This is a genomic window from Chryseobacterium manosquense (assembly GCF_014623485.1).
GTDB classification, from domain to species: domain Bacteria; phylum Bacteroidota; class Bacteroidia; order Flavobacteriales; family Weeksellaceae; genus Kaistella; species Kaistella haifensis.
In genome coordinates this window covers 2,421,918-2,438,343 of record NZ_CP060203.1, presented here as the reverse complement: position 1 = coordinate 2,438,343, position 16,426 = coordinate 2,421,918, and the positions used below count along the sequence as shown (strand labels likewise).

Genomic DNA, 16,426 nt, shown 5'->3' with positions numbered 1-16,426 from the left:
CTCCAAATTATAATTCTTCAATATCATAAAGTTGCGGTATTTGCGAATCCCAGCCGTAGGTTTCTTTTATGCCCAGCTGCAGCGCTTCTGCGCCTTCCTTTTCTCCATGTACGATGAAAATTCTTTCAGGAATATTTGTTATTTCATTCATCCAACCAATGAGTTCATTGTGGTCTGCATGTGAAGATAGTCCTTCAATTTCCGCTATTTCCATATTGAAAGGAACCCATTTTCCATACACTTTTAGTTCTTTCTCACCATCCAATAGTTTTCTTCCACGGGTTCCTTCGGCCTGATAGCCGACAAAAAGCAGGGTATTATCAGGGTTTTGTGCCTGGGTTTCAAGATAGTTGAGCATTCTGCCACCGGTGAGCATCCCGCTGCCGGCGATAACAATTTTTGGTTTGTTGTCGGACCGCAACTCCATGGTTTCCTGATAGCTGCTGACCACCGTGAAATGATCGCACATTTCATCACATTCGTCGGTTGTTAACCGGTGCCAATCTCTGGTACGGTAAAACAGATCGAGTATGCTGGCTCCCATCGGACTGTCCATGATTATCGGTACTTTGGGTATTTTATTTTCGTTAAGCAACCTCCATAAAATAAGCATCATCAGTTGAGCACGTTCAACCGAAAAACTGGGAATAAACACGCTGCCTCTACGGTTAATGGTATCGTTGACTAATTTTTCAATCTCCAGAACCGCTTCCACTTCATCCGGATGAAACCTTCCTCCGTAGGTCGACTCTATGAAAAGAACATCCGCCTTTTCTGGTTTCAGGGGTGGAAACAACAATAAATCATTTGTGCGTCCAATATCCCCGGAAAAAACAAAACGTTTTTCATGTATCTCCAGCTCTATGAAAGTAGAACCCAAGATATGCCCATTGTACTGAAATCGGGCACTGATGCCCTCAAACAACGGAATCCACTGTGATGGTGGAACCTCCTTAAAATGGGAAATGGTTTTTGCTACATCCTTCACACCATACAGCGGTTCTGCCGGACTGTGTTTGGAGTAACCTTCTTTATTAGCTCGCGCCGCTTCCTGTTCCTGGATTTTGGCACTGTCATTCAGAATGATTGTGGCAATATCCAAAGTGGGATTTGTTCCGTAAACTGGTCCGTTAAAACCATATTTTATTAATCGTGGAAGGTATCCTGTGTGGTCGAAATGGCCATGAGTCAATAAAACGGCATCAATGGCTGAAACGTCCACAGGCGGATATTCCCAGTTTTTAAGCCGTAATTCCTTTAATCCTTGAAAAACTCCGCAGTCGATTAGGAGTTGATGTGCTCCTGTATCGATTAAATATTTGGAACCCGTTACTGTACCCGCAGCGCCCAAAAAATGAATGGTAATTTTTGTATTTTTCATTGGGCAGATTGATTTAGTGCTGAGTGCATAATTCTTTTGCGTCTTCGATAATGTTTTTATGGCGTGGTTTTGCAAGTCCGATTTGGTTTAAGACCCCCGGGTTTTCGTAAATTTCTCTGCAAAGAACTACACCAAGGTCTAACAATTTTGTTTTCTCGTTTTTTGTCAGGGTCGTTAATGCGGTTAATGGATGCAAACCGGATTTGTCTATTCTCTCTTTTAAACCGTTCCCAAAAGGATAGTCCCAGCTTGCCATTAGTAAACCTGCACATTTCCCATATTGTGTGGCATCAGAAGTGAATCTTGTATTGGTGTACACACCTCCTTTAGATATTTTTCCTTCGTTACTTTTTTGTTTTTTCCACTGTTTTTCTACATCCAGAAATCTGGAATTGACATACAGAGGAATTTTTACATTGCAAAATCTCCCTTGGTCGCTGTGAAATTTACATTCAATAAAACAGTGCTGGTCGTCTTTGTCAGCGATGACATCTATTTCATGCGACACGCAATTTCCCTGAACAATGACCCCAACCTGGGTGGAAAAACCTTCATGAGCCATCAGTTTGCCCACTAATTTTTCAAAGGGAAAACCGGAGGGACTCAATTCAAAGAGTGCGTTTTTGAGTTTGTATTTTGAAGCACTTACGCGGGAATATTTTTTTAACAAATCAAAAGCAATTTTATAGATCTTTGTGGTGGTCATGCCTTCGTAAATCGTGGACTGAACCTCACCAACGATTTGCTGAATGACGTTTTCCCCAGCAGACGCGCGCCTAAGTGAATTAATGAGTTTTTCGACATCAAATGCGACAATATCTCCGGACTTTTTTACGATGCTAATGGGAATCTTCATTTTCTGATAGTTTGTTGAAACTTATTTTAGGCAACTGTTATCTTATTATCGAGATATACACTCTGTACCCTTTGTAGCAAGTTCACACCGTCTTTAAACGGGCGCTGAAATGCCTTCCGACCCATAATCAGTCCAGTGCCGCCCGCTCTTTTGTTGATGACCGCTGTTGTAATGGCCTCAAGCAGATCTGACTCACCTTTTGAATCGCCACCGGAGTTAATTAATCCGATTTTGCCCATGTAACAGTTCGCTACCTGCAGCCTGCAGAGGTCAATCGGGTGGGGAGTTGTTAATGCCTCATACATCGCGTCATCGTATTTACCGAACTTAATGTTTTTGAATCCAAAATTATTTGTCGGCAATTTTTGTTTAATAATATCAGCTTGAATTGTTACTCCGATATGATTGGCTTGTCCTGTCAAATCCGCAGCGGAGTGATAATCCTGATCTGCTGTTTTAAATGCCTCATTTCGAAGATAGCACCATAATATAGTCGCCATACCGAGCTGATGGGCGTGCTCAAACGCCTCGGCAATTTCTTTGATCTGTCTGTCGCTTTCTTCGGAACCAAAATAGATGGTTGCTCCTATGGCAAGGGCCCCCATATCCCAGGCGTTTTTAACTTTTCCAAATAGCGTTTGGTCATATTTATTTGGAAAACTCAGTAATTCATTGTGATTAATCTTTACAATGAAAGGGATTCTGTGCGCATATTTTCGGGCATTCAAGGCTAACCCGCCGAAGGTAGAAGCCACACCGTTACAGCCGGCTTCGAGTGCAAGTTTTAAAATGTTTTCAGGGTCGAAATAGTCGGGGTTTTTATAAAATGAGTACACAGCACTATGCTCAATACCCTGATCAACGGGAAGAATGCTCAGATAACCCGTGCCGCCAAGATTACCCTGACCATAAAGTTGAGCGAGACTCCGCAGAACCTGCGGGTTTCTGTTGCTATCGCCAAAGACCTTTTCCAGACTGTATTTGCCTGGAGTCAGCAGTTCATCTTTTGTAATTTTTTGGCAAACGTGATCCAAATAGAAGGCTGCCTTCTTGCCTAATAAGTCTGCAATGTTATCGATCATTTTCATTTTTTTTTAAACTTTAATTTAATCCCTAAATTTCTATTTGTTTTAGAAATAGGCATTTGCGGAAGTGCGCGTCTTACAAATATTTGCAGGGTACAAAACCATTTTCCTTAACATTTCGTTTTATTAATTTGATAATTTACTTTTTGCTTACTCCTAATAAAAACTCTGTTTTACTCCAAGGCTTTCGTTGGTCTTTTTTATTGACTTCTCAGCGTCTGGTTCTATTCCCGCCAATGCACGTATAGCGTCGATAGTTTCGGGGATTACTATAGCCTGGTTATCTACTATGTATGCATAAAACAACTCATCCCCAACTACTTTCAGCATATCTTTCCACACTGCTACTTCATACATATCTCCATAAGGGCGGCCTATTGCAAGCATTAATTCCTTAACTGTATTATTAGCTGCTAACTCATCGCTGTATTTAATCATTGCAATTCTGGTAGATTTATTGAACGCATCCAAAACTTCTTCCTTATCGGCCTTTCTGGTCAACTGTACATTCCAGTAATGTAGATGGCTTAACGTTTCCGGTACTTTAACTGCTGATGTGATAACGTCAAAAGAGGGGTCAACGGATTGCGCATCGGGTCCCTGATGGCTGGGTATATCTTTTTCGGGAACCAGGGTATTCATAATCCCGGTCAAATGGCTTTCCCATGGGTCGGTTGCACGACGAAGTAAAGTGCCTCTTGCTTTTAAGAGCAAGCCTGCATTCTTCAGTGCGGTTAGTGTTCTTACAATGGAAGTAGTGTTACAGGAAACTACTCTTGTAGCATCAAGGTTAATTGCAGTTGCATAATTATTTTCGGCACTAAAGGAATGACCGGTTGCTTCATGCTTTTCACCTCCTTGTAATATAAACTTTTTACCAAGTTTTTTATAAAGCTCTATATTTTGAGCCGCAATTTTTTTGGGCGTACAATCCACAATAATATCTGAGGATGCAAGCAGATCGTTCAACGTGCCTGATGAATTTATGCCTGCTTCGTTCATCTTTGTTTTAAACATGTCATCGGAAGCAAACACAGGATATTTTTTTAATACCGCCATTTGAATGCGCCAGTCAGTTACCACATCGCATACACCTGACAGTTCCATGTCTTCCTGCATCTGTACGGCATCGGCAACCCGTTTGCCAATGACACCATATCCGTTTACGGCTACTTTAATCTTTTCCATAATAAATTTATTTAGCTTAATTTATATAAATTGATATTACTAGAACGTTCTTTGATATCTATTTCCTTTAATATCCTGTTTACGGCATTCCACCAGTTTCAAACCAATAGCTTATTCCATTAGGGCCTTTGCCAACCGGGATTGTGTGGATTACTTTTTGACTTGCCACATCAATCACAGAAACGGTATTATCTATAGTATTTGTTACAAAAACTGATTTACCATCGTTGCTTACTACTACACCGTGAGCCTTCTTAAATCACCACCCGTTTTAAATTACGCTGCCATTTTCCGGCATTCTTCGGCGCATTTTCTACAAGCTTCTGCACATTCACGGCAATGATCCATTCCATGTTGTGCATGTTTTTCACATTCTGCAGCACATGCTTCACAGATGTCGGCACAAATGCGGCAAATTTCTTTTGCTTTGTCGCTGCCGAGGCTCATTAACTGTGCTGAGGCATAGCAGATCGCTGCGCATTCCATGTCTAACTGAATGCATCTCGCCATCATTTTTACATCTTCTTCCTCAGTGCATGATGAAGCACAGTGATTACATATTGCAGCACATTTTAAACATGCTTCAATACAACTTTGGTACGTGTGATAACCTGTCATAATTGTTGGTTTTTATGTTAATAAATAGGTTGGTTTTTTCAATAAATATGCAGTTCCTGCGCTGATCCTGTCGCAATCATAAGTGCGTTTGATCAGGCAAGCTATTGCTGGCTACTTTGATTTTTTTTAAAAAATTTATTTGCTTCTTTCACTTAGTTTTCAGCGGAGCATTTCTACCGTTATCGTTCACATCGTACTAACATTATACTTGCCCGCGCAGTTCATACTTTTCAACAGCAACAGGAGCCACCAGACTTTTTTAAATTCTCATCTACGGAAGCGCCGGCAATACTATAACCTACTTTCGCCAAGGCTTGCGTTAACTGCGCTGTATTAATCGATTTCTCTGCTTCAATAACTGCGCGTGGTGGATGCAGACTCGCTTTTACATTCTGTACGCCATCAATTTCTTTCAACGCTTTTTCGACATTTTTAACGCAGCCTTCGCAGGACATTCCTGTTATTTCAATTTGTTGTTTCATTTTGTTTGATTTTATTCTTTTATATATTGTTACTTTCCGACTATCCGTTTTACAATACGTTCTGTGAGCCTTACTTGGCCAAACTCGTGTTGCAATAAAATAGTTTTTTGAAAGCGAGCTGGCTGTAATTACTACTGTAAAAGTACAAGTTTCTTAAACGGATGTTCTGCATAATTTTCGTTAGTTTCTATATAATTTCGCTTTGAAAAAAAGGCCAAGTAACATCAAAACTATACCTGAAGTTTATCGAGAGTTGCGCAAACGTCCCTGTGATTGCCGTTTCTATTTCGCAACTATTTCCTATTTATAATTTCATACGCCTAAGTTCTAAGGTTAACTAATTTCATCATAGGGTCTTCGATTGGCTAGTTCAGCATTTTTATACTCTGTCATGCTCTCTCCGGTAATCTCTTTAAACTGTCTCGACAGATGGTTGACGCTGCTGTAATCCAGGAGATGCCCTATTTCTGAAAAGGTGTACTGCCTGAGTTGAATAAGTTGTTTTACTTTCTCAATTTTTAATTTAATAAAATATTTTTCGAGCGTTGTATTTTCAAAGTGTGAGAACAACTTGCTCAGTGACTTATATTCGTGGTTGAACTCCGTGCTTAAAATTTGAGATAGGTTTACCGTGGAATCGAGAGGGGGCTCTTCTATTTTACGAAGTAAAAAATGTTTGATTTTTTCGACGAGCACTTCCTCTGGACTATGGATTATTTCAAATTTATTGGTATGGAGAACGCTTTCAATTTTCGCCAAGATTTCAGTATGATTACCAGCCATCTCGTCGATTACCAATACCCCGAGTTCAATTGATGAAACCTTAATTCCCAGTTGTTCAAGCTCTTGCCTAAGCACTTTGAGACATCGGCTGCAAACCATATTTTTAATATTTAATTTCATCACGTTGTTTTTAATTTTTGTTGATTCTACAGCATAGTCTTTTCCGATCCTTTTTTATTCTAAACGGCCATTTCTGATACTCTAAAAACCAAAGTCGAGCGTCATTTCTTATGTTCTGCGTTACTTACTATATTCGTTGTCACGAAAAAAATCTAACAGTTCTTTTTTTTCATCCGCTGATAATCTGGCGTTTCCGTGCATCATGCGGTATGATTTTAAAGGCATTTCGTCTTTCTCAATCTGGCTGATGATGCTTTTTATTTTTGCTTTTTTACGTCTTTTTGAATAGTTATTGAACTCATCAAAATTGAGTTCTTCTTTGCCTTTTTTAATATGCCGGGCCATGAACCACGCGCCCGGCTGTAATACCGAATACCAGGGATAACGGGTATTATTTGAATGACAGTCATAGCAGGAAACTTTAAGGATTGCAGCCACGTTGGCGGGCACCTTTTCGGTTTTTTCAAAACTTTGACCTGGCGGAACGGTGGAGACATTACGCTCCACCGGTATGACCTGAATGACTAAAACAATAGCCACCACTAGCACCGCCAGCCAGCCTATCATATTCAATTTTCTCATATTACATTGTGCTCATATCGTGACCCGCCATGGGATCTGCCCCTTTCTTAAATATATATTCGCTGTTCAGAAGGTAGGCCCCGGAGACCACTACTTCGTCTCCCGCCTTAATTCCTGATGTGATTTCTATTCTGTCTTCATATTCGAGACCCGTTTCCACCATTCTGTTGACGAAGGTGTTCTTCGCGGTTTTCACCCACACCGTGGAAGATTTGCCATCCCTGATTACCGCATCCACAGGCATTGATAGACCATCACGGGATTTGTTTTCCACCAGAACATATACCGGCATGCCGGGTTTCAGCAGATTTCCTTTGTTGGGCACGGAAATGCGAACCAGATTTATCCTGCTGGAAGCGCTGATTTCTGGGTTTGTAAAATCAATCTTCCCATTAATCTTCAAATTATCCAGATCGGGAATATATACGGTGACCTTGCTGTCTTTCTGAAGGAGAGCCATTTGGGAAGAATACACCTGCGCCTCTGCCCAAAGCGATGAAAGATCTGCCAGATTCACGATGGTGCCACCTTCGGCAAGATAATCGCCTTCGGCAATGCTCAGATCGGTGATGTAACCGGCTGCATTGCTGAACACGGTAGTAGTAGGTGTGGCTTTTCCTGATCTTTCCAGCTGTTTGATCTGGCCTTCGGACATTCCCCATAAATAAAGCTTGTTGCGGGCACTCTGGAGCAGCTGGTCAAAATCAATGGAAGTCTTACCGACGAAAAGTTTGCGTCTTTCTAATGCCAGCAAATATTCCTGCTTTGCATTATTGAGTTCTTCACTGTAAATATCGACCAACGGCGCCCCCTTCGGAACAAAATCGCCAATGTTTTTATAATACAACCGTTCAACTCTACCCATTACTCTGGAACTTACTGCCTGCATTTGGTACTGATTAAAATTGAGTGTTCCAGTCAGGGTAAGTTTGTCGGCCATAGACCCATCAGATAGTGCGACTGTTTTGATATTCCCAAGTTTAACCTGCTCGTCATTCAAAACAATTTCGTTAGGATCCGCATTCTTTTTCTTCTCGACAGGCACCAAATCCATGTGACAAATGGGGCATTTTCCGGGTTTATCGGAGACTACCTGCGGGTGCATGGAACAGGTGTAGTAGATATCGTGGCCGGCATGCGGATCTTCCTCCTTTTTACAGGAGTAAAGAAAAACCAGCAAGGCAAGCATTAAAATATTGAATTTCATCTTATCAATTTTTATCTGTTAATTTTTATGAAACTTTCGCTGTCCATCAGGTACTGTGCATTTTCGGCAACTCCATCTTCAGGAAGCAAACCACTGACGATCTGAATTTTATCGCCTACCACCGCGCCGGTAACAACTTTATGGGCAATAAAACCGCCTTCTACTTTTTTGAACGCGATTTTATCAATCCCTAAAGAAACCACCGCTGATTTCGGCAGCCAGTCTGCCATTCTGTTGTGGCTCATAATCTCCGCTTTAACCTGACTTCCGACAGGAATTTTTGCGGTGGAATTATCAAAATAGACGCGCGCCGTTACGGTTTTGCTGCCCTGCCTGAAAAAGGGTTCAATAAAACCGATGATTCCTTTGAAGCGATTTTCAGGATTGGCTTCCGGGATGATCATGACTGACTGTCCTTTGCTGACCAGTGCAATGTCTTCAGAGAAAATATTGATCAGGGCCCAGGTTCTGTTGGGATTGTAGACACTGAAAATATTCTGTCCTTTCTGGAGATACATTCCCTCTTTTAGGGGTAGTTCAGCGGTGGCTGCCGTATTTGAAGCCATTGCGGGTGCAGATTGTGGTGATGACCCCATGCTTCCGGCCGATCCTGCCTGCTGAATGTGTCCGCTGTAATTGCTGAAAACCGGAACTGTGAGATCAGGTTTCCCTCGCTGGATGACTTTCTGTATCTGTGAAGCCGGCATTCCCAAAAGAAGGAGTTTCTGGCGTGAAGCATCGATCATTGTTTTGTTTGAGCGGTCATTTTTAATAACGAAGAGCAGGTTTTGCTGTGCGGTTAAAAGTTCCGGGCTGTATATATCTAAAATACGCTGCCCTTTCGACACTTTCTGGTATTTATACCGCACATAGAGTTTCTCGATACGGCCCGCAACGCGTGAGGAAATACTGCCAATCTGTCGAGTATCGTATTCTACCGTCCCTAAAGCATCAACCGTGGTGGGTATGTTTTCTCTTTTTACTTTTATTACGGGCTGTTCCGACACTACAAATTCATTGGTTGGTTTCAGCAGATCGTCGAGTTTAATCCCCTCTTCCTTTTTTTCAGGGGCATCTTTCAGGACCAAATCCATCCCACATTTGGGACATTTGCCGGGTTTGTCTGAAATCACTTCCGGGTGCATCGGACAGGTATAAGTATGCATTGCAGCTTCTGCCGAGTGCTTATCTTCCCAGAACTTAACTTTGTCACACGCCGTCAAACCAAATAAAAGCATAGTGAATATTATAATTTTTCTCATCTTCTTTCAATTAAGCGGTCAATTTCAGTTTGCGTCTGCAGTGCTTTGGTAAGGATCTCGAAATATTCCAGCTGGGCCATATTCAGCTGTTCCCATGCGTCATATAACATGAAGAGTTCTTCCGTATTCTGCTCATAGCCCAACTGCATGGATTTGTAGTTGTTTTTTAAGGCCGGAATAATGGTGTCTTCATAGAGTTTCAGCTGATTTTTATTCAGGTCCAGTTCATTGCGCATTCCGTAGGCCATTCCGCTGTATTCGTTCACCATCATTTCTTTCTGTGCCTGCAAGGCTTCTTCTTTCAGTTTCAGGCTTTCAATATTGGCTTTATTCATGCCTGAAGCCCAGGATACGAAAGGCAGTTTTGCCATCAGCATCAGAGAAAACTGCATGGGCTGGCCGCCAAAACCAAACATGTTTTCGAACTTTACGCCAAATTCCGGCTTTAGATTCTGCTTTTCCAGATCCTGTTTGAGTTTGGCAATATTGATTTCCCGGTCGATGCCGCGGAGATCACTTCTGTTCTGATAAAAGAGATCCTGACCAAAAGTCTCGAGAGAGTAGTCATTCAGGTTGTATTCGGGCTCAATCTCCAGCGGTGCGAGCGCGTCTCTTCCCATGAGGGCATTCAACCGGATCCGGTTGACGCGAAGGTCATTCTCGTACATGAGCTGCATGTTTTTGGAGCTTCCGAGGGCGGCTTTGGCTTTGTAATATGCAGATATTTTGGAAAGCCCGTTTTTGTACCGGATCTCGGCGTTTCTAATCATAAAGTCCAGCATCTTTTCGTTTTCCTTAACGACCTTCAGCTTTTTATCCAGGACGATTGAACTGTAATACAGTTTTTTCGCATCCTGAAAGTTTTCATTGAGGGCCGCATAAAGCTTTTCTTTTTCTACGGAAGACATTGCCTTCATCAGCTTTTCGTTGGCATCGAGTTTTTGTTTATTGGGAAACATCTGTTCTACCGAAACTGCTACTGAGCCCATACCGAGCATATCGCCGTCGCGCTGCCACAGTTTTGCATTATAGGGCGTCATGAAGAAACCGGCTCCAACGGTTGGCGGCATCCAGCTTCTTGCGCCTTTGGCTGCAGCATCCATTGACCGGATTTCCGCATTATACATTTTAACCACCGGATGGTTGGCTGCGATACTGTCCATTACAGCGGGCAGGGACATTTGCTGAGCAAAAGTGGCGGTAAAAAGCAAGGTAAGTACTCCTGTTATTATGAATTTTTTCATTTTGTAATCATTTAAGGATTAATGGGAAGAGTCGAGGACGTCAATTTTCCCCAGTTTGTTCAGTTCCCACTCTTTCTGCATATAAAAGATAACAGGTGTTACCAAAAGGATGTGAATTGCGGAAGTAAAAACGCCACCCACCATCGGTAATACGATTGGTTTCATCATATCACTTCCAACGCCGTGACTCCACAGGATGGGAACCAGTCCGAAGAGGGTAACACACACTGTCATAATTTTAGGTCTTAATCTTTTCGCTGCTCCATTGATGACGTACTCCCGAAGTTCTTCATTGGTAATGGTCTCCCGTGAGTTGCCATTTTTGGCAATAAGCTGAATCATGGCATCGTTCAGGTAAATGACCATAACAATTCCGGTTTCTACCGCAAGTCCGAACAGGGCAATAAATCCCACTGCTACTGCTACGGAGAGATTAACACCCCAAAGCGAAATCATAAAGACACCGCCGATTAAGGCGAAAGGAATACTGATGAGATTAAAAAAAGCTTCGCGGTAAGAATTGAATGCAAAGTACATGGAAAGAAAGATCACGATTAATACGAGGGGCATAATCATTTTTAAAGTCTGCTCTCCTCGAATCAGGTTTTCGTACTGGCCGCTCCATTCCACGAAATAACCTTTAGGCATTTTGTTCACCATGTTATTGAGTTTTGCCTGGGCTTCTTCTACGGTACTGCCTAAATCCCGGTCACGGACGTTGAACAGAACGGTTCCGCGCAACATTGCGTTTTCAGAATTGATCATTGGTGGTCCTTCTGTAAGACGAATGTCAGCCACTGCACTTAGCGGAATGGAACCAAATTCCATCGTCTGCATGGGCAGTCTTCTCAGAGATTCCAAATTATTTCTGAAATCCTGGCCGTACCTGGCATTTACCGAAAAGCGCTGTCGGCCTTCCACGGTGGTGGTGAGTTTCATTCCGCCGAGGGCACTTTCCACGACGGCATTTACATCATCCACACTTAGGCCGTATCTTCCTACTTCTTCGCGTTTCACTTCAATATCCACATATTTTCCGCCGGTGATGGGTTCTACGTACATGTCTTTAATTCCTTCAATACCGGTGAGCTCCTTTTTTATTTTTTCGGAAAGGACGGCGATACTGTCCAAGTTCTGTCCGTACACTTTTACGCCCACATCCGTTCTAATCCCTGTTGAAAGCATATTGATCCGGTTGGAAATCGGCATGGTCCAGCCATTTGTTACGCCGGGAATCTGCAGTTTGGCATTCAATTCATTAATAAGATCGTCTTTTGTAAGGCCGTCGCGCCATTCGTCCTGAGGTTTCAACAGAATAATGGTTTCAATCATGGAGATGGGAGAATTGTCTGTGGCGGTATTTGCCCGTCCAGCTTTTCCGAGGACATGATCGACTTCAGGAACACCCTTAATGATTTTATCCTGCACCTGGAGTAATCTTTTGGCTTCAGAGTTTGAAATATCGGGAAGGGTAACCGGCATAAAGAGTAGTGAGCCTTCATCTAAGGGCGGCATAAACTCACGGCCGAGGTTCATAATTAAAGGGATGCTGATAAGAAGGGCAAGAATATTAATGCCAAGCGTTGTTTTTTTCCATTCCATGCACCAGCGAATGATGGGTTCGTATATCCGCTCAAGCCCTCTGTTTATCGGGTTTTTATTGTCATCCTTAAACTTTCCTTTCATGAAAAAAGAGATAAGCACCGGTGCAAGGGTAAGTACCAGGATCGCATCAACGATCAGTATAAAGGTTTTGGTGTACGCCAGCGGGTGAAAAAGTTTACCTTCCTGACCTGTCAACATAAATACGGGGAGAAAGGAAACCACGATAATCACCGTAGAGAAAAAGACCCCTCTGGATACCTGTAAGGATGATTTTTCGATAATCTTCAGCCGAATATCTTCGGGAATTTTAACGTAACTCTCTTTCTCTTTGTCTTTTTTTCTGAATATATTTTTAAACCAGTTGGTTTTCATTGTTATGGGTTTTTATTTTGTTGATGGTTCTGCCAATCGGAGAGATTTTTATAGGCATTTTCGGACATGATAATTCCGTTATCCACGATCACCCCAATTGCCAGCGCAATTCCTGTAAGGGACATGATATTGGAGGAAAGTCCAAACGCATTGAGCAGAATAAAACTGATGGCAATGGTGACCGGAATCTGAATGATGATGCTCAATGCACTTCGCCAGTGGAATAGGAACAGAATAACAATGATAGCGACCACGATAATTTCTTCAATCAGCTTGGTTTTGATATTGTCTATTGCCCCTTCAATAAGGGTACTGCGGTCGTACGATGTCTTGAAGGTGACACCTTCAGGGAGTCCTTTTTCAACGTCCTTCATTTTCTCTTTCACATCGTTGATGACCTTATCTGCATTTTCGCCATACCGTGCCACTACGATACCGCCCACGACTTCGCCTTCACCGTCTGCATCAAAAATACCCAGACGCAAATCACCACCCATCTGTACAGAACCAATGTCTTTCACCCGCACAGGAATTCCGTTGTAATTTCCCAAAGCAATTTCCTCGATATCGGCTACGTTCTTGATATAACCCAGGCCGCGAATGATATAGGCCATATCGGCCATCTCAAATTTACGTCCGCCCACATCATTATTGTTGGCTTTCACTTTGTTCATCACATCCATGAGGGATACGTTATAGTACTGGAGTTTTACAGGATCTACAATGAGTTGGTACTGTTTTTCGAAGCCGCCAAAGGAGGCTACTTCCGCCACACCGGGAACCGTCTGAAGCGCAAACTTTACATACCAGTCCTGAAGGGCACGCTGGTCTCCCAAATCCATTTTGGGTGCATCGAAATGATACCAGAAGACGTGACCTACACCGGTGCCATCCGGTCCGAGAGTAGGCGTAACGTCTTGCGGGAGTAAACGCTGGGCATAGTTAAGCCGTTCCATTACCCGGGTTCTGGCCCAGTAAATGTCCACGTTATCTTCGAAAATAACATACACGAAGCTCATCCCAAACATGGAAGAGGCGCGGATGTTCTTAATTTTCGGAATTCCCTGAAGGTTGCTGACCAGCGGGAAAGTCACCTGATCTTCAATAATCTGGGGACTTCTGCCCATCCACTCCGTAAAAACGATGACCTGGTTCTCACTCAGATCCGGAATTGCATCGATGGGATTGTCCCTTACCGCAAAAATACCCCAGATAAAAAGGCCGATTGCTATCAGCAAAACGAAATACCTGTTGCGGAGGGACAGTTTGATTAAATTTTGAATCATGGTTCTGTTCGGTTTTACTTAATTTCTTCCTGGACCTCGCCACATGAAAGCATTTCTTTGCCGTAATAAGGATTCTTCACCTCACGTGAATCGCTGAGCCAAAATGTGCCTTTGTTGTCATTATACATCGGGCAGAATACTTTATACACAGGTTTTGGAGTTCCGAACTCTTTCAGCAGGTCGTAAAAATCTGCGCTCATTAAATCCAGATGTTCGCGCTGATGATCAATGTTTCCGGCATTATCCGCAATATGCTGTGCGTGTTCCTTAATGCTTGATTCCAGTTCTGCATATTCTTTTTTCTGTTCAGCGGAAAACCCATTTTTGTCTATTTTAGGAAAAGAGGCCAGGATCCCTTTCGCTGCACTAACCGCTTCTTTATCATCATCACCGGACAAAGCGAATGTAAGGTGGGTGTAATGGGAATAAAGCTCCGTAAGATCAGCGGAAGACTTTTTGGCTTCAGTAACGGTTACCTCTTTATCCGTTGCCATATTGCCCATCGCTGCACTATCGGACATTGTGCTCATATCGTGCTGCATGGATGTTTCAGTGGATTTTTTCTGTTCTTTGTTTTCTTTACAAGAAGAGAGTGCAAGTGTGCCAATTGCTAAAAGGCTGAATATTAGTGTTTTCATTATTTTATAAGTTTAAAGGTTATTTATTATTAAAAAAGGCTTCGTAGTTTGCTTTATTTTCGAAGTACACGACATTATCATTTTTATCAGAGATTGCAATAATTGCGGTTGCTTTATCGATGAGTTGATGAGATATCGGATCATACGCCATGCGCGCATTTTCTTCCTGCGGGATTCTGAGTTTGCAGTTTTCGCAGCAACCGTAGTAGGTTTTGCCGTCATGCTTTACTTCGAGCTGTTTTTTGCCCATGTAGGCGTTGTTTACCATACAGACCTGGTCGTGAGGAACAATATCGCCCGTGGTGAACTTTGCGACCGCGATTTGTGTATTTTCGGCTTTTGAATTGTTGCAGGAAACGAGAAATACCGATGCAAAAGCCAGTATTCCCAAAAGAATATTCTTCATTAAATTTTAGATTACAGGTTAATTTAAGCTTCCGTGTTTAGAAACTGCTTACGAACATCCAGATCTTCAAAAGTGTCCTTAATCAAAAGGAATCTATTTTGAAAGATTTACTCTTAAAAGAGTAGTAGAAGTTCAAATTCATTTACAGCGCCGCGAAAATAACAGCGATAAAGTGTTAAAAAACACTTCACGACCGGGCATAATTCGGGCTGTAAAAGAAAGTGATTAACCTATTTTGGGCGGTTCCCAAATGGTATGGAATCCACCAGAGTAATGGGGATTCTGATAATAGAAATTGGAATTGTTGCTATAATAGCCGGAGTCTTCATTTTTAGAATCCTCTAAAAATTTACTATCCGCTAAAACAGTGTATTGAGCAGAACTGCAAAGGTTTCCGCTACAGTTTCCTGAGCATCCTTCCGTTTGACAATTGTGTGATTTGGGGTGACAGCACTCATCTTTGCAATCGCCGCTGTCGCAAGACGGCTGTATCTGTGCGAATGACTGTTTTATGAAAGTTTGCGAACTGGTCGCGGTTTTAATAACCTGCTTCTCCTTTGTACTGCAAGCCTGAGAAATCCCTGGCGCCAGAAATAACGCGAGTGTAAGGGAAAGCAACAGTATTTTAAAATTTCTGACCATTGTAAGTAAACAGCACAAAGATAGGGAATTATTTTAGAATGGACAAATAATTTTTAGTCTACCTACTCTCATACCCCTCCTTAAACTTCAAAAACTTTTCTGCGTCCTTTGGATTTTTCTTCATCCATTTTTTCATTAGTGCGGTATTGTGCTCCAGCTGTTTTACTTGCTCTGTTTCATAAATCGCCTTGTTTTCATCCTTGATCTCCTTGAGGATTTCCTCTCGAACCTCGGTCTTGGTGCGGATGCTCTCTCGGTACCAGTTTTTTCCTAGATAAACAGTTGCTGTTAAAATAAAAAATGCAACCAGCAGCATAGCTAAAATTCCGAAAAACCAATATTTAACTGTATGTGATCTATGATGGAATTTTTCCAGATGCTTTACACCGTCCGGAGATAATTCTGCGAAAATATTGTTGGGGATGGATTTAAGCAATTCCTGCCGTTTTAGATTTTCTTCATGTGCCAGTGCTTGGATCTTTTTCACATCCTCCTTGATGTCGCAGTACATGTGGAAAATCGCCTTCCCCGAAATTTCTACCGCCTTATTACTTTCTATGACGCGGTGCAAAAGTTCGATGCCTGCATCTTGTGAAGAATAATTTTCTGTATTCTCCTGGTTGTTAAATTCGTTGTTGTTCATTTTGTTTTTTTATTGATGTTAATTAA

At 42.1% G+C, this 16,426-nt stretch carries 17 protein-coding genes and 1 pseudogene; all 18 read right to left on the bottom strand.

The features are described from left to right. Nucleotides 1-7: 7 nt before the first annotated feature. The 18 genes and pseudogenes from H0S70_RS11680 to H0S70_RS11600 all read right to left on the bottom strand — a co-directional run bounded on the left by H0S70_RS11680 (nt 8) and on the right by H0S70_RS11600 (nt 16,400). Complete coding sequence (locus H0S70_RS11680) at nt 8-1,381, bottom strand: MBL fold metallo-hydrolase RNA specificity domain-containing protein (RefSeq protein WP_188320920.1); 1,374 nt, start codon at nt 1,379-1,381, stop codon at nt 8-10. A gap of 13 nt (nt 1,382-1,394) precedes the next feature. After that, nucleotides 1,395-2,237, bottom strand: a complete 843-nt coding sequence (locus H0S70_RS11675; protein ID WP_188320919.1) for an ATP cone domain-containing protein — start codon at nt 2,235-2,237, stop codon at nt 1,395-1,397. A 26-nt stretch (nt 2,238-2,263) separates the two neighbouring features. Next, nucleotides 2,264-3,325: a class I fructose-bisphosphate aldolase gene (locus H0S70_RS11670; RefSeq protein ID WP_188320918.1), complete on the bottom strand. Its 1,062-nt coding sequence runs from the start codon at nt 3,323-3,325 to the stop codon at nt 2,264-2,266. Between the two features lie 153 nt (nt 3,326-3,478). Next, nucleotides 3,479-4,510 carry a type II glyceraldehyde-3-phosphate dehydrogenase gene (locus H0S70_RS11665; RefSeq protein ID WP_188320917.1) on the bottom strand — a complete coding sequence of 344 codons (1,032 nt, stop codon included), beginning with the start codon at nt 4,508-4,510 and terminating at the stop codon, nt 3,479-3,481. Nucleotides 4,511-4,589: 79 nt separating this feature from the next. Then, nucleotides 4,590-4,739: pseudogene (locus H0S70_RS14640) on the bottom strand (hypothetical protein); the annotation flags it as partial. A 47-nt stretch (nt 4,740-4,786) separates the two neighbouring features. Next, a complete protein-coding gene (locus H0S70_RS11655; RefSeq protein WP_332030246.1) occupies nt 4,787-5,023 on the bottom strand; it encodes a four-helix bundle copper-binding protein in 237 nt (78 codons plus the stop codon). A 335-nt stretch (nt 5,024-5,358) separates the two neighbouring features. Then, nucleotides 5,359-5,610 (bottom strand): heavy-metal-associated domain-containing protein, encoded by a 252-nt coding sequence (locus tag H0S70_RS11650; protein WP_059344219.1) that lies wholly within the window; start codon nt 5,608-5,610, stop codon nt 5,359-5,361. A gap of 333 nt (nt 5,611-5,943) precedes the next feature. Then, a complete protein-coding gene (locus H0S70_RS11645) occupies nt 5,944-6,513 on the bottom strand; it encodes a helix-turn-helix domain-containing protein (RefSeq protein WP_188320916.1) in 570 nt (189 codons plus the stop codon). A gap of 120 nt (nt 6,514-6,633) precedes the next feature. Further along, entirely contained in the window at nt 6,634-7,095 is a 462-nt protein-coding gene (locus H0S70_RS11640) for a heme-binding domain-containing protein (protein WP_031502512.1), read from the bottom strand. A gap of 1 nt (nt 7,096) precedes the next feature. Beyond that, nucleotides 7,097-8,302 carry an efflux RND transporter periplasmic adaptor subunit gene (locus tag H0S70_RS11635; protein ID WP_188320915.1) on the bottom strand — a complete coding sequence of 402 codons (1,206 nt, stop codon included), beginning with the start codon at nt 8,300-8,302 and terminating at the stop codon, nt 7,097-7,099. An 11-nt stretch (nt 8,303-8,313) separates the two neighbouring features. Continuing rightward, nucleotides 8,314-9,564, bottom strand: coding sequence for an efflux RND transporter periplasmic adaptor subunit (locus H0S70_RS11630; RefSeq protein WP_227587140.1), 1,251 nt, complete (start codon nt 9,562-9,564; stop codon nt 8,314-8,316). Continuing rightward, on the bottom strand, nt 9,561-10,808 hold the full coding sequence (locus H0S70_RS11625; protein WP_188320914.1) for a TolC family protein: 1,248 nt from the start codon (nt 10,806-10,808) through the stop codon (nt 9,561-9,563). Before H0S70_RS11625 ends, H0S70_RS11630 begins: the two co-directional genes overlap by 4 nt. Nucleotides 10,809-10,826: 18 nt before the next feature. Continuing rightward, nucleotides 10,827-12,785, bottom strand: coding sequence for an efflux RND transporter permease subunit (locus tag H0S70_RS14510; RefSeq protein ID WP_188320913.1), 1,959 nt, complete (start codon nt 12,783-12,785; stop codon nt 10,827-10,829). 2 nt (nt 12,786-12,787) lie between these two features. After that, nucleotides 12,788-14,071, bottom strand: coding sequence for an efflux RND transporter permease subunit (locus tag H0S70_RS14505; RefSeq protein WP_031504500.1), 1,284 nt, complete (start codon nt 14,069-14,071; stop codon nt 12,788-12,790). Nucleotides 14,072-14,085: 14 nt separating this feature from the next. Beyond that, complete coding sequence (locus H0S70_RS11610) at nt 14,086-14,709, bottom strand: DUF3347 domain-containing protein (protein WP_188320912.1); 624 nt, start codon at nt 14,707-14,709, stop codon at nt 14,086-14,088. A 19-nt stretch (nt 14,710-14,728) separates the two neighbouring features. Further along, complete coding sequence (locus tag H0S70_RS11605; protein WP_188320911.1) at nt 14,729-15,115, bottom strand: hypothetical protein; 387 nt, start codon at nt 15,113-15,115, stop codon at nt 14,729-14,731. A gap of 225 nt (nt 15,116-15,340) precedes the next feature. Beyond that, nucleotides 15,341-15,757, bottom strand: coding sequence for a hypothetical protein (locus H0S70_RS14325; protein WP_228453732.1), 417 nt, complete (start codon nt 15,755-15,757; stop codon nt 15,341-15,343). 58 nt (nt 15,758-15,815) lie between these two features. Continuing rightward, nucleotides 15,816-16,400: a hypothetical protein gene (locus H0S70_RS11600; RefSeq protein WP_188320910.1), complete on the bottom strand. Its 585-nt coding sequence runs from the start codon at nt 16,398-16,400 to the stop codon at nt 15,816-15,818. Nucleotides 16,401-16,426 lie beyond the last annotated feature (26 nt).

Coding starts and splice junctions, on each gene's coding strand:
- H0S70_RS11630 (WP_227587140.1), bottom strand. CDS start 9,564: ATGAGAAAAATTATAATATTCACTATGCTTTTATTTGGTTTGACGGCG.
- H0S70_RS11610 (WP_188320912.1), bottom strand. CDS start 14,709: ATGAAAACACTAATATTCAGCCTTTTAGCAATTGGCACACTTGCACTC.
- H0S70_RS11650 (WP_059344219.1), bottom strand. CDS start 5,610: ATGAAACAACAAATTGAAATAACAGGAATGTCCTGCGAAGGCTGCGTT.
- H0S70_RS14510 (WP_188320913.1), bottom strand. CDS start 12,785: ATGAAAACCAACTGGTTTAAAAATATATTCAGAAAAAAAGACAAAGAG.
- H0S70_RS14325 (WP_228453732.1), bottom strand. CDS start 15,757: ATGGTCAGAAATTTTAAAATACTGTTGCTTTCCCTTACACTCGCGTTA.
- H0S70_RS11670 (WP_188320918.1), bottom strand. CDS start 3,325: ATGAAAATGATCGATAACATTGCAGACTTATTAGGCAAGAAGGCAGCC.
- H0S70_RS11625 (WP_188320914.1), bottom strand. CDS start 10,808: ATGAAAAAATTCATAATAACAGGAGTACTTACCTTGCTTTTTACCGCC.
- H0S70_RS11680 (WP_188320920.1), bottom strand. CDS start 1,381: ATGAAAAATACAAAAATTACCATTCATTTTTTGGGCGCTGCGGGTACA.
- H0S70_RS11635 (WP_188320915.1), bottom strand. CDS start 8,302: ATGAAATTCAATATTTTAATGCTTGCCTTGCTGGTTTTTCTTTACTCC.
- H0S70_RS11645 (WP_188320916.1), bottom strand. CDS start 6,513: ATGAAATTAAATATTAAAAATATGGTTTGCAGCCGATGTCTCAAAGTG.
- H0S70_RS11665 (WP_188320917.1), bottom strand. CDS start 4,510: ATGGAAAAGATTAAAGTAGCCGTAAACGGATATGGTGTCATTGGCAAA.
- H0S70_RS11640 (WP_031502512.1), bottom strand. CDS start 7,095: ATGAGAAAATTGAATATGATAGGCTGGCTGGCGGTGCTAGTGGTGGCT.
- H0S70_RS11655 (WP_332030246.1), bottom strand. CDS start 5,023: ATGATGGCGAGATGCATTCAGTTAGACATGGAATGCGCAGCGATCTGC.
- H0S70_RS11605 (WP_188320911.1), bottom strand. CDS start 15,115: ATGAAGAATATTCTTTTGGGAATACTGGCTTTTGCATCGGTATTTCTC.
- H0S70_RS11675 (WP_188320919.1), bottom strand. CDS start 2,237: ATGAAGATTCCCATTAGCATCGTAAAAAAGTCCGGAGATATTGTCGCA.
- H0S70_RS14505 (WP_031504500.1), bottom strand. CDS start 14,071: ATGATTCAAAATTTAATCAAACTGTCCCTCCGCAACAGGTATTTCGTT.
- H0S70_RS11600 (WP_188320910.1), bottom strand. CDS start 16,400: ATGAACAACAACGAATTTAACAACCAGGAGAATACAGAAAATTATTCT.